The following is a 12,609-nucleotide window of genomic DNA, read 5'->3' as shown; positions in this document are numbered from 1 at the left end:
TTCTTTTATCATCTATGTGATAAATCGGTAACTCGAATAACTTGGTCCACTTGTTCCCAAATCAGAGGATTGTGGGTCGCAATAATAATAGTTCGATTCGGATTTTTTAAAGATTCTAGGATAGAAAGTAATTTCTCAGAGTTTTTGGGGTCTAAGGAAGCGGTTGGTTCATCTGCGAGAATCAAAGGTGGATCCTTTAAAATTATCTTCGCTAGTGCAACACGTTGTGCTTCTCCTCCTGATAACTCAAATATAGGTTGCTTTAAGTCCAAATAGGATAGGTTTACACGGTTTAGAGCTTGTTTCATCAAAGAGATTTTCTCTTTTTCTTTCAACTTTTTACCAACTAAACCCAGATTGAGATTCTCTTTAACCGTTTGGCTTTCAATTAAGCCAAAATCTTGAAATAAATATCCCAAGTAATCTCTAAAGAAAACAGAGGGCTTAATGTCTTTAAGAGAGGTGCCATCATAGATGATTTGCCCTTTGTCATATGGCTCTAATCGTCCAATCATATTCAAGAGTGTTGTCTTACCACAGCCACTTGTACCGATTAAGGCATAAATTTTCCCACCTTCAAAATGAAGATTAGTATCTGAAAATAGCTGACGGCTTCCAAATTTTTTAGATATATTCTTTAGTTCAATCATCCTATTTTCCTTTCATAATTGTCATAGAAACACGAGATTCTTTCTGCGCTTGACGGTAAAGCGTCAGAACTGCACTAACTAGAAAGACTAATAAAGTGAGCAAGCCAATTACCCAGTCTCTGCTGCGTAAAATAAAGAGACTAGCACCAAATACAAAACTGGCAAATTGACTAACCATATACTGAGCATGCGTTTCAAAAAATCGTAAACCTGAAATTCGTTTAATCAAGATATCTCGACGGAATTGCTCGAAATATAGAAGATTGACAGAATAAAAGAGTAACAAGGAACTGGCTATCCCCACAATAGCTCCTAAGATTAAAGTTGCTGTTTCAGTTTGCACTTCATTATAACGAGTTAGATAAACACTTCTTCCTTCTTTAAGATAGGATACTTGCTCATAAATTCCAGCTTCCTTCAAGAGAGCTAGTCCACTCTCATATCCTTTGATAAAGAGTCGATTTCCAGCATTAATAGACCAAACAGATTTTGAAATGAAACTATCACCTGTAGATGTAGGAGTGAACACAACTAAAATCGGATCGGTTAAGTACTGGACGGATACTGGACTTTCACCGTTATTATAAACAAACCGCTTTTCTCCTGTTGGAAGATAGCTAACAATCGCTCTCATTTCATACTCTAAAGGAGCGTCTTGGTCCTCGCTTGATTTTCCGTAGTAGTTCAAACTTTCTTCAAAAACTTTCTTAAGTTCTGCTTCCTGTGAACGAAGAGATTCTGGTAATAAGAGTCCAAATTCCCCTTTTTGAAGATGAGCTAGTTTCTGTCTAGTCTCATTATTGACAGACACATTTTCCTTGTCCAAATAACTTGGACTGACATAGAGAACATTAGCATCTGGACTATAGGTATCCAGTGTTTCCCCTTTTTCATTTTTTCCTTGAGGATTTGCAAAATGAATGAGATTATCTTTTACAAATAGAGCCTGTTCTTCTTCGATTGCTTCCTTGGCAAAGGCATACCACTTGCTCTGATTTTCTGTATCTTTTACTCTATCACCTAAGCCAAAAGAAATCTGGTAATAGTCTGCTCTATCCTTCCATGCTTGTTTTGAAATTTCAAGTTCTTTCAATCGTTGGTAAGACGTCAAACCTGTCTTAACAGCGTAGCCTACTGTAAAAACAGCTACTAACTGACACAATAGGGTTAAAGTCATCAAGCGTTTAAGGGGTAATCTTCCCTTAATAACAGGAACTAATGTTTTGTAACTCAAACTCATTAGATAAAGAAGCATTAGTAAAATTGAAATCGCCAATAAAAACAACAGATAGAAACTAATCCCAAAACCATAGGTAGCTAACAAGATAGGATAAAACAAACCTTGACTAAAAAGAACGACTCCCCCACCTAGGAAGGAAAGGAGGGCTGATAGAAGGAGCCATTTGATATCAGTAGATAAAGAATGCCCCATGATGGATAAGAGAGTCTGACCAGAAAAGAGTTTTATACCTGCTGCTCTCATTTCCTTAATCCGAGTAATAATCACCAGAGCAAAGAAAGATAAGCCAAATATCGCTAAACTAATTAAAATAAGGGGAATTAGTAACATTCTAAAAGCAAGAGTATAGGGCGGTGTCTTTCGGTCAGGAATTGCTTTATAACCCAAATCTCCTAATTTATCGGCTAGCTTTTCTTTCGTCAAGGAGCCTGATAAAATGAGATAACTATTTAGTGGATCACTACGTTCACGACTTTCTTGGCTAGCTTCTTGGAATTCTTTTGGTAATGTTCCCTTACCATAAGTTGCATAAGTAAAGTGAGTCGTCCCATCCTTACTCGGCTCTACGATTCTTCTAGCTATTAAACTCTGTTCTGAGTTTACAAACTTCTCCAATTCCTGTTCAAATACCTCACGCGTCGGTTCCTGAATATCTTTTTTGACACGAAGCAAAGAAACGGAATCATAGCTTGCATATAAATATTGTGGCGCACGTAGGACAATAATCCAAGCAAGGAAGAAGCTGAGAAAAAAAGTTGATAATAATATGAATAGTTTCTTCATAGTAGACTCCTTGTGGTGAAAATTGATTTCAGGAGGTAAGATTTCAGAGTATGAAATCGGTTTCTATTATCGCAAATTTATTACCATTATGATAAATTGTCAATAGATTTTAGCAAAATATAATTATATTTTTTTGGACTAACTTTTTAAACTTCTATAACAATATAGAGCTCTTAAAATGTGGAAAAAAACTCACTTGAACAAAATATTTTTAGGTTTATTCCTTTTTGCAAGAAACGGAATCTTAGACTTTCCGTTGTGATAAAAATGCCTGAAAACAATAGATTTCAGGCATTCGGAAACTTTGAGACTATAGGCTCAAAGTTTAGGTATGGAATTTCGAAGAAAGTCGCTACCGTCCGTAATCACCTAAGGAAAGTCTTAAAAATCTTATTTTAAATCGAAAAAGAGAGCCGCAGCTCTCTTTCTATTTATCTTCTTTTACCCTTTTTTACAGGCATGAGTGTAATATCTCTCAAGCTAAAGTAGGCAAGGGCAAGCATGGCGATTGTGACAAAGAATTCTGTCGGTAATTGGAAGATTTGCAAGATGGACAACATCAGCAAAATCAAGAGTGCAACAACTACAAAGACCAAGATAACGATGTTGACTGTTCCTTTGATACTTTGGGGTGTCGCAAATACATAGAGTAGTAATAAGAGTATCCCTATGATTAAATAGACCATCTTTATCTCTTTCCTAGCTGTTACTCAGCTGATTTTTTCTTTTTGTTGGCTTTCTCACGCTCTGCCTTGTTGAGGATTTGCTTACGCAAACGGATAGACTCAGGTGTTACTTCCATGTACTCATCGTCATTCAAGAACTCAAGAGACTCTTCAAGGGTTAAGATACGAGGTGTCTTGATAACCGCTGTTTGGTCCTTGGTAGCTGAACGGACGTTGGTCATTTGTTTAGCCTTGGTGATGTTAACTGTCAAGTCATTCTCACGAGAGTTTTCACCAATGATCATTCCTTCGTAAACCTCAGTACCTGGATTGACAAAGATGGTTCCGCGTTCTTCGATAGACATGATTGAGTAAGTTGTAGCCTTACCAGCATCGATGGAAACAAGGGCACCACGGTGACGTCCCCCAATTTCCCCTGGGATCAATGGCAAGTATTGGTCGAAGGTATGGTTCATGATACCGTAACCACGAGTCATTGACAAGAACTCAGTTGAGTATCCGATCAAACCACGCGCTGGAACAAGGAAGACCAAACGAGTTTGACCATTACCAGTTGAAATCATATCCAACATTTCACCCTTACGTTCAGAAAGGCTTTGGATAACAGAACCTTGGTATTCTTCTGGAGTATCGATTTGAACGCGTTCAAATGGCTCACATTTAACACCATCGATTTCTTTTACGATAACTTCTGGACGAGATACTTGAAGTTCATAACCCTCACGACGCATCGTTTCGATAAGGATTGACAAGTGCAATTCTCCACGTCCTGAAACCGTCCATTTATCTGGTGAATCAGTTGGATCAACACGAAGGGAAACGTCTGTTTGCAACTCAGCTTGAAGGCGCTCTTCTACCTTACGAGAAGTTACCCATTTCCCTTCACGACCTGCAAATGGTGAATTATTTACCAAGAAGGTCATTTGAAGGGTTGGTTCATCGATGTGTAGGATTGGAAGAGCTTCAACTGCGTCTGTCGGAGTGATGGTTTCACCGACAAAGATATCTTCCATACCGGATACAGCAATCAAGTCACCTGCTTTGGCTTCTTGGATTTCACGACGTTCCAAGCCAAAGAAACCGAAGAGTTTTGTAACACGGAAGTTTTTCGTTGTTCCATCTAGTTTAGAAAGGGTAACTTGGTCCCCAACTTTCACACTACCACGGAAGACACGACCGATACCGATACGGCCAACGAAGTCATTGTAGTCCAAAAGTGACACTTGGAACTGCAAAGGCTCATCTGAGTTGTCTACTGGAGCTGGGATATGATCGATAATGGTGTCAAAGATTGGCGCCATTGTTTTTTCTTGATCAGCTGGATCATCTGATAAGGAAGATGTTCCGTTAATCGCTGAAGCATAAACAACTGGGAAATCAAGCTGGTCATCATCTGCACCAAGCTCGATGAAGAGTTCCAAGACTTCGTCCACTACTTCTGCTGGACGAGCTGATGGTTTGTCGATTTTGTTGACAACCACGATTGGGACAAGGTCTTGTTCCAAGGCTTTTTTCAATACGAAACGAGTCTGTGGCATGGTTCCTTCGTAGGCATCTACGACTAAGACAACACCATCAACCATTTTCATGATACGCTCAACTTCTCCACCGAAGTCCGCGTGTCCTGGTGTGTCCATGATATTAATACGAGTTCCGTTGTAGGCAACGGCTGTATTTTTAGCAAGGATGGTAATTCCACGCTCTTTCTCGATATCATTTGAGTCCATAGCGCGCTCTGCCAATTCAGTACGTGCATCAAGAGTTTCAGATTGTTTCAACAATTCATCAACGAGGGTTGTTTTACCGTGGTCAACGTGGGCGATAATCGCAATGTTACGGATATCTTCTCTTAATTTTGTCATGATTTCCTCTAATATTTAAATTTTTATTTCTAACTGAACAATTATACCACAGTCTCATTCAAAAATCACAGTTCAGCTAAGTGTAAATGTTTTCACTCTGCTTTTCTAGTCAAGGCAACTCTTTTCAAAGTCAGAGACTTATGATAAGATAAGCTGGTATGCGTTTAGATAGATTATTAGCCCAAGAAATGATCAGTCGCAAGGCTATGAAACAGGCACTTCTGAAAAAAGAAATCCTAGTGGACGATTGTCCAGCTCGCTCTCTCGCTCAAAATGTCGACACTGGATTGCAGAAACTAGTCTTTCAAGGACGGCAGATTCAAGGATACGAGCACACCTACCTCATTCTTCATAAACCAAACGGAAGCGTTACAGCTAGCAAGGATAAGGGCCTACCAACCGTCATGGACCTCCTTCCTCCGGACATCCAGTCTGACCAACTCTATGCTGTCGGCAGACTAGACCGCGATACGACGGGACTACTGCTTTTGACAGACAATGGACCTCTTGGTTTTCAACTCCTTCATCCCCAGTACCATGTCGATAAATCCTATCAAGTGGTGGTCAACGGACTGCTCACACCAGACCATATTCAGTACTTCAAAGAGGGGATTGTCTTTTTAGATGGGACCACTTGTAAACCTGCAAAACTAGATATTCTGTCCGCAAGCCCAACAGAGAGCCGTGCCTCCATCACCATCTCAGAAGGCAAATTTCATCAGGTTAAAAAAATGTTCCTCTCAGTTGGTGTCAAGGTGACCTCTCTCAAACGAGTTCAGTTCGGTGATTTTACGTTAGATTCAGAACTTGCAGAAGGGCAATACCGTCCCTTGAATCCAGAGAAATTGGAAATCATAAAAAACTACTTAGAGATGAGTCGATAAAATAAAAAAGCTTTAAATTTAAAGCTTTTTTGTTTTTGCTTATCTAAAAAATATTGCGATTGCTAGAATCCAGTTAAGAACAGAAACTACAAGTCCTACGATATTGAGAATTTTTTCTGTTTTATAGTCCAGTCCAGATTCTTTTTGGTATGAAAAAGCCAAGACCAATCCTATGATCCCCAAAATCAGACCTACTATTGGAGATAGCAAACCGAGCACAATAGATAAGATACCTAAAATAAGTGAAGGTTTTTTCTTTTGTTGTGAATTCATATTATAAAATCTCCTTAAATTTAATATAAATGATGATACCATAAAATGCTAGCTTTATCTATCATTCGACAGTTTTTTACAGAATGTTAGCTCGTCTTGACCTTCCCTTTCCAAGAATCCAATCCATAGGATAGGATGTAAATTTCAGAGAAACCTTGCTTTTTCAGATAGAGGGCTGCATTGGTCACTCGTTGTCCACGTTGGTTTTCGTAGAGAAGGACAGGTTTATCCTTACGAAGGGCTGCAAGGCTTGACTTCAATTGACTTGAAGGAATATTGCGCGCACCAAGAATGTGTTTTCTGTGAAATTCTGCTGCATCACGGACATCAATCAACTGTCCTTTCCGAATCAAGGCTTCAAACTCTGCATTGTCCACAATCTTAGCCGCACGACGAATACGAAGGTAGTTATAACCCATCCATGCCACCATTGCCAATACGATTCCCCAAACAATCCAAATTGTCATAAGTTCTTATCTCCATTTTTCTCTATGTAGTCTAATTCTATCTTGTGCTCCCTGCGGAGAACAGCTTCCGCTTCTAGGTAATCTAGCTTGTCCATCAGACCGGCATCATAGATCCGAGAGAGTTCAAGCTTCATCAGTTCAATATCATACAAGCGCTTCCCCATGTAAACAATAATGCCAAACTGTTTGAGAAATTGTTGCACATCATAGAATGTTTTCATAGCTTCCATTCTAACAGATTTTAGACTTTTTTTCAATACTGGACCGGCTCTTTCCCCCTATTTTCTTCGTCTTCATTGTCCATTCTTCCGCAAGTGTGGTACAATAAAAACATGAGAATTCAACAACTACACTATATTATCAAAATCGTCGAAACTGGCTCTATGAATGAAGCAGCCAAGCAACTCTTTATCACCCAACCCAGTCTTTCAAATGCCGTTCGAGACTTGGAAAATGAAATGGGCATTGAAATCTTTATCCGCAATCCCAAGGGCATTACCTTAACCCGTGATGGGATGGAGTTTCTCTCCTATGCCCGTCAGGTCGTTGAGCAAACTCAGCTTCTGGAGGAACGCTATAAAAATCCTATCGCCCACCGCGAACTTTTCAGCGTTTCCTCTCAGCACTATGCTTTTGTAGTTAATGCCTTTGTCTCTCTGCTCAAGAAAAGTGATATGGAAAAATACGAGCTCTTCCTTCGTGAAACTCGGACTTGGGAGATTATCGATGACGTCAAGAACTTCCGTAGCGAGGTCGGTGTCCTCTTTTTAAACAGCTACAACCGCGATGTTTTAACGAAAATGCTGGATGACAATCACCTGCTAGCCCACCACCTCTTTACCGCTCAACCCCATATCTTTGTCAGCAAGACCAACCCTCTAGCTAAAAAAGACAAGGTCAAACTGGCTGATTTGGAAGACTTCCCGTACCTCAGTTATGACCAGGGGACGCACAACTCCTTCTACTTTTCAGAGGAGATTCTTTCACAAGAGCACCACAAGAAATCCATCGTAGTCAGTGACCGTGCCACCCTCTTTAACCTTTTGATTGGTTTGGATGGTTACACCATTGCAACAGGGATTTTGAACAGTAACCTCAACGGAGACAATATCGTTTCCATTCCACTGGACATTGACGACCCGATTGAACTGGTCTATATCCAGCATGAAAAAACTAGCCTATCTAAGATGGGCGAACGCTTTATCGAATACTTACTAGAAGAAGTTCAATTCGATAATTAATAGGAAAAAGAAAAAGTTAGGAAATAGAAAGTGAAAAAGATACTACTGACTAGTGCTTTAATCCTTTCAATCGCAGGATTAGCACCCGCATCCGTCTTAGGAGAAGAAAACACAACACAATCCACATCTGCTGTCAAGGAAGCAATTGCCAAAGAAGAAAAGAAAGAGTCGAGTGTTGAGGAAAACTCTAAATCAGAGGTGCTTCCGAAAATAGATGTGCAAGAAAACAAGCCAAAAAAAGAAGGGTGGTACCAAGAAAATCACCACTGGCGTTTTTACCAAGATGATAAACCTGCTTTGAACTGGAAACAAATCCAAGGCAAATGGTACTACTTCGATCAAGATGGTAATCGTCTTCATTCTACTGTCTACAAAGGTTATGCCTTTGACCAAGATGGTGTCATGATAGAAAATAGCTGGACCAAACTGGACAATCAATGGTACTATGCTGATTCTTCTGGACGACTAGCTCAGAACAGTTGGAAAAAAATTAACGGCTCTTGGTACTATTTTGATCAAACTGGAAGTATGCTCAGTAACACCTCCGTTGACGGCTATCTTCTCACAAAAAGCGGAGCTATGGCGGAAAAGGGTTGGATTAAATTAGACCAAATTTGGTACTATGTCGCTCCTTCTGGAAAGATTTCACAGGATAAATGGGAGAAAATCAACGGTTCTTGGTATTACTTTGACAAAGACGGTGGAATGCTGAGTGCGACAACCATTGATGCCTACCTGCTTGACAGTAGCGGAGCCATGGCAGAAAACTCTTGGGTGAGAATCAATGAAAATTGGTATTACGCTAATGCATATGGGAAATATAGCCAAGACAAATGGGAGAAAATCAATGGTTCTTGGTATGCTTTTGAACAAAATGGAGTCATGCTTTCCAATAAATGGAAAGGAAGCTACTACCTCAAAGCCAGTGGAGCCATGGCGGAAAAAGAGTGGATTTTTGATAAATCCTACAATAGCTGGTTCTATCTAAAAGCGGATGGCCGTTATGCAAATCAGGAGTGGATTGGGGCATACTACCTCAAGTCTGGCGGTTATATGGCCAAGAATGAGTGGATTTACGACGACTATTACAAGGCTCGTTACTATCTGGACGATAGTGGACATTATGTTTCAGGAACTTACAAGATAGACGGCAAGGAGCACTTGTTCCAAAAATATGGCCAATGGATTTCTGAAGTTTCAACAGAAGGTGGATTTACAAAAGGTCAATACAGCAATACTATCTTCCTAGATCCTGGGCATGGTGGTCGAGATTCAGGTGCCTTTTACTACAATGTCGCTGAAAAAGATCTCAACATGCAGATTTACCGTAAGCTTCGTGCTAAGTTAGAGGAACTGGGCTACAAGGTCCTCACCTCTCGTGATAGTGATATTGACGTTGACTTTGTTACCGAACGTTCTCGTATGGTTAATAAAACCAACTCTGATATTTTTATCAGTATTCACTTCAACGCTACTGGTAATACCTACTCAAAAGCGAGCGGTATTCAAACCTACTCCTATAGAGATGAACCTGATTATCCAAGTAAGATTAATCAATACTGGCACAATCACCCTGATCGTATGAGTGAAAGCAAACGCCTCGCCGCTGCCATCCACTCCTCTCTTCTAGCAGAAACAGGAGCTAAGGATGCTGGCCTGTTGGAGAGTAGCTATGCCGTCCTACGCGAAACAGCAAAACCAGCCGTTCTCCTAGAGCTTGGTTATATGGATAATTTCTCCGAAAACCAACAAATCAGAGATAGCCACTACCAAGATAAACTGGTCGCAGGCATCGTAAAGGGGATCCAAAAATATTATGCTGGTCAGTAAAAAAGTCTTGAGAAATCTCGAGACTTTTTATTTGCCTTCTTTTTTATCTTTATCAGGAAAGAGGTAGCCAAGTCCTACACAAGCTAGCACACCGGCACCAATCACCAAACCACTTGAAATTGGCAACAGATCAAAAATAGCATTTGCAATGATAAAGGAAATGATTAAGCACATGAGACTGGCTTTGTAATCTTTTTTCAAAACGTTTTCTAGCGTGAAATAGAGGAACAATCCTACCGGAATGAGTGACCAGAGGTTGACATCCAAACTTGGCCACCCAACAGAACCGAAATACAATACTAGCGCTGCTGCTACTAAAAATACAAGTCCCAATAATTTTTTCATTTTTTTGTCTCCATTTTCTTTTTTTGGTTCTTGAGTTGTCTGATACTGACCCCTCACGTCCCTTACCAAAAACATTATAGCAGAGGATTTTTTCAAGAACAAGCCCTTTTGTCTATCTGGTCTCTATCTCAGTCTAAGTGGTTGAATAGTGGTGATAAAAGAAAAGAAGCCCAAATGGGCTTCTTGATTCTGCCGATTGTAACAGTATTTTTGAACGAATACCATCTAGTTTTTCTTTTCCTTAGATTCTAGAGAAGCTTTGATTGCTTCTCGATCAGCTTGCAGTTGAGCTAAATTCTTTTCTTCTTCCTCAAGTTTACTGGTATCTGATTTCACACGGTAATAAACATCTTCTGGTTTCATTAACATAGACCCGTAATCTTGACCCGAAAGTAGTCTTTCTTCAGCATGATTGCTTTTATCCGTAATCTTTCCATCATCGCCAGGCTGCATAACAACCCCACTTGGAACAGCAACTACTACAAATCCTCCAGCAACAGAATCTTTTACCCATGCACTGATAGACGCTGTCTCAGGGTTACGACTATCTTGACCTTTTGATACCTTTAATCCAACTACAGATTCGTACTTTTGATCATTTGTAAACCAAGCCGCACGTACTTCTCCAGAATCATTAATAATGTATTCATTACCAGATTGACTACGCCAAGTACCTTCTAAACTAGACAGATCATTGTTCTTGATTGCTTCAATATCTAGTTTTGGAACGGTAGTTTCTTTCTTCAACTTGCTAACAAGTGCTTCTGCTTCCGTAATTTTGGTATCTAAAGCAGTCAGTTGATTCTTGAGTTTTTGAATTTCCTCTTGTTTATCCTTATCAGTCTCATCTATTTTTCCTTGGTTTGTAGACGATTGACTTGTTGACTCTGTAGTTGAAACGGCAGACGATGCTTGATTTGACTCTTTCTTTCCAATCAAAGAATGCGAGAAAATACTTACCAAGATGAGAGTGACTGAAGCAGCGAGTGCTAGGCCAATATAGATTTTTATATTTTTATTCGGAGCCGACTTTGATTCAGACCGCTTACGTCCATTGACCTCTTCAAATTGTTTTTCTCGTTCTTTCTTATTCATAATTTCTCCTTTTTGATTTATATTCAGCCAAGCTTGCGAGACTTCATTCGTTATTATCCACGGATTTTTATAATTTTTAGAAAACCTATGCAAAAAATTCTAGAATGATTAACAGCCTATAGTCCTCTAAAACGGAACGAAAACAAGTGCTTATTAAAATATATTATACCACAAAATATAAATTTTAGTTTTTATTTATAAGCAGGAGTTTCAGACGTTAAATAGAACCTATCTCAAACGTTCCACCTTTCCTATATTTACAAAAAAAGAAGCCCGTTTGGACTTCTTGATTCTGCCGATTGCAGGGCTTGAACCTGTGACCTACGCGTTACGAGTGCGTTGCTCTACCAACTGAGCTAAATCGGCGATTACCCTTTTAGTATAGCACTCTGAGAATAGATGTCAAGAAATTTTTATCTCCATTAGAAAAAGCCTGTCCTAAGACAAGGCTTTGATATTCTATTATTTACGAACCCGCACTTTCGTAGGCATCCAAGCCCCTATCCCAGAGTTTCAAAGAAATGACAAAGAAAATAAGGGAAATCAAAATCAAACCACCGATATTAAAGAGTCCATCCTTGTCCTGCAAGAAATAGCTGGCAGGATAGTAGGCTGTAAAGGCGAAAGGCACGATAAAACTAATCAACCAACGAAGGAGCGAATTGTAAATGGAAATCGGATACTTGGCAAAGTCATTAAACATATAAAAAATGTAAATCATAGCACCTGACTGCTTGGTCCAAAAAGCGATGCTGGCTGTCGCGATTTTCAAGGAAGTATAAATCAATGTCGCAAAAGGAATACAGACTAGGAAAAGCAGGAATTTGGGAAGTGTCCAAGCAATGCTAGTCACTGTTGTTCCCAGTAGAATGCCACCGACCAAGAGTTCGCCCAAGGCATCAATCTGAAAGGTTTCAACTAGGATGTGAAATAGAGGATTGATAGGACGTGTCAGGTATTTGTCAAACTCCCCTTTTCGGACTAGGCGCTGACCTAGAGCCCAAAGATTGTCAAAAAAGAGATGGTCCAATCCCTTGGGAATTAAGGAAAAACCGTAGATAAAGGCAATCTCTTGAAAGGACCAGCCTTCTAGCGATGGGATGTGTTGAAAGAGTACATTGAGAAACAAGAGACTCAAGCCTTGAGTCAGAAAGACTCCCAAGACACCAACCACAAAATCCACCTTGTATTCCATGATTTGTTTGATGTATTGTCTGATAAAAATCAGATGCATGCGTTGATATTTTTTCATA

At 39.7% G+C, this 12,609-nt stretch carries 13 protein-coding genes and 1 tRNA gene; 3 read left to right on the top strand and 11 right to left on the bottom strand.

Annotated elements, in window-relative coordinates; all coding sequences use genetic code 11:
• Nucleotides 1–8: 8 nt before the first annotated feature.
• The 4 genes from M1F74_RS01340 to typA form a co-directional block, all read right to left on the bottom strand.
• Nucleotides 9–650, bottom strand: coding sequence for an ABC transporter ATP-binding protein (locus M1F74_RS01340; RefSeq protein WP_007520404.1), 642 nt, complete (start codon nucleotides 648–650; stop codon nucleotides 9–11).
• A 1-nt stretch (nucleotide 651) separates the two neighbouring features.
• A complete protein-coding gene (locus tag M1F74_RS01335; RefSeq protein WP_061588330.1) occupies nucleotides 652–2,673 on the bottom strand; it encodes a bacteriocin-associated integral membrane family protein in 2,022 nt (673 codons plus the stop codon).
• A gap of 431 nt (nucleotides 2,674–3,104) precedes the next feature.
• A complete protein-coding gene (locus M1F74_RS01330) occupies nucleotides 3,105–3,359 on the bottom strand; it encodes a DUF3165 family protein (protein WP_000262659.1) in 255 nt (84 codons plus the stop codon).
• Nucleotides 3,360–3,379: 20 nt separating this feature from the next.
• On the bottom strand, nucleotides 3,380–5,221 hold the full coding sequence (typA, locus tag M1F74_RS01325) for a translational GTPase TypA (RefSeq protein WP_061587725.1): 1,842 nt from the start codon (nucleotides 5,219–5,221) through the stop codon (nucleotides 3,380–3,382).
• 158 nt (nucleotides 5,222–5,379) lie between these two features.
• On the opposite strand from typA, the gene M1F74_RS01320 reads away from it, so the two are divergent.
• Nucleotides 5,380–6,105, top strand: coding sequence for a 16S rRNA pseudouridine(516) synthase (locus M1F74_RS01320; RefSeq protein ID WP_247946079.1), 726 nt, complete (start codon nucleotides 5,380–5,382; stop codon nucleotides 6,103–6,105).
• Between the two features lie 39 nt (nucleotides 6,106–6,144).
• Here the strand turns inward: M1F74_RS01320 and M1F74_RS01315 are convergent, their stop codons facing one another.
• From M1F74_RS01315 to M1F74_RS01305, 3 genes are all read right to left on the bottom strand, one after another.
• The gene (locus tag M1F74_RS01315; RefSeq protein ID WP_049504694.1) at nucleotides 6,145–6,378 is read right to left on the bottom strand and encodes a hypothetical protein; all 234 of its coding nucleotides are present in this window, start codon (nucleotides 6,376–6,378) and stop codon (nucleotides 6,145–6,147) included.
• Nucleotides 6,379–6,464: 86 nt separating this feature from the next.
• The gene (locus tag M1F74_RS01310; protein ID WP_247946078.1) at nucleotides 6,465–6,845 is read right to left on the bottom strand and encodes a rhodanese-like domain-containing protein; all 381 of its coding nucleotides are present in this window, start codon (nucleotides 6,843–6,845) and stop codon (nucleotides 6,465–6,467) included.
• Nucleotides 6,842–7,075 (bottom strand): YqgQ family protein, encoded by a 234-nt coding sequence (locus M1F74_RS01305; protein ID WP_044135604.1) that lies wholly within the window; start codon nucleotides 7,073–7,075, stop codon nucleotides 6,842–6,844. The genes M1F74_RS01310 and M1F74_RS01305 overlap by 4 nt, the downstream gene beginning before the upstream one ends.
• 102 nt (nucleotides 7,076–7,177) lie before the next feature.
• On the opposite strand from M1F74_RS01305, the gene M1F74_RS01300 reads away from it, so the two are divergent.
• Together M1F74_RS01300 and M1F74_RS01295 are read left to right on the top strand one after the other, a co-directional pair.
• Nucleotides 7,178–8,086 carry a LysR family transcriptional regulator gene (locus M1F74_RS01300; RefSeq protein WP_001222578.1) on the top strand — a complete coding sequence of 303 codons (909 nt, stop codon included), beginning with the start codon at nucleotides 7,178–7,180 and terminating at the stop codon, nucleotides 8,084–8,086.
• Between the two features lie 30 nt (nucleotides 8,087–8,116).
• Nucleotides 8,117–9,916 carry an N-acetylmuramoyl-L-alanine amidase gene (locus M1F74_RS01295; protein WP_084853786.1) on the top strand — a complete coding sequence of 600 codons (1,800 nt, stop codon included), beginning with the start codon at nucleotides 8,117–8,119 and terminating at the stop codon, nucleotides 9,914–9,916.
• A gap of 27 nt (nucleotides 9,917–9,943) precedes the next feature.
• On the opposite strand, the gene M1F74_RS01290 is transcribed toward M1F74_RS01295, so the two are convergent.
• From M1F74_RS01290 to M1F74_RS01275, 4 genes are all read right to left on the bottom strand, one after another.
• A complete protein-coding gene (locus M1F74_RS01290; protein ID WP_084854433.1) occupies nucleotides 9,944–10,261 on the bottom strand; it encodes a hypothetical protein in 318 nt (105 codons plus the stop codon).
• 225 nt (nucleotides 10,262–10,486) lie between these two features.
• A complete protein-coding gene (locus tag M1F74_RS01285) occupies nucleotides 10,487–11,356 on the bottom strand; it encodes a DUF6287 domain-containing protein (RefSeq protein ID WP_247946077.1) in 870 nt (289 codons plus the stop codon).
• A gap of 293 nt (nucleotides 11,357–11,649) precedes the next feature.
• Nucleotides 11,650–11,722, bottom strand: a tRNA-Thr gene (locus tag M1F74_RS01280).
• Nucleotides 11,723–11,822: 100 nt separating this feature from the next.
• On the bottom strand, nucleotides 11,823–12,608 hold the full coding sequence (locus M1F74_RS01275; RefSeq protein WP_247946076.1) for an ABC transporter permease: 786 nt from the start codon (nucleotides 12,606–12,608) through the stop codon (nucleotides 11,823–11,825).
• Between the last annotated feature and the right edge of the window lies 1 nt (nucleotide 12,609).

Origin of the sequence: Streptococcus oralis (genome assembly GCF_023109315.1) — a bacterium.
In the GTDB taxonomy this organism is placed as follows: domain Bacteria; phylum Bacillota; class Bacilli; order Lactobacillales; family Streptococcaceae; genus Streptococcus; species Streptococcus oralis_BS.
Note: the sequence above shows the minus strand (reverse complement) of the source record. Positions and strands in the feature narration are given on the sequence as shown.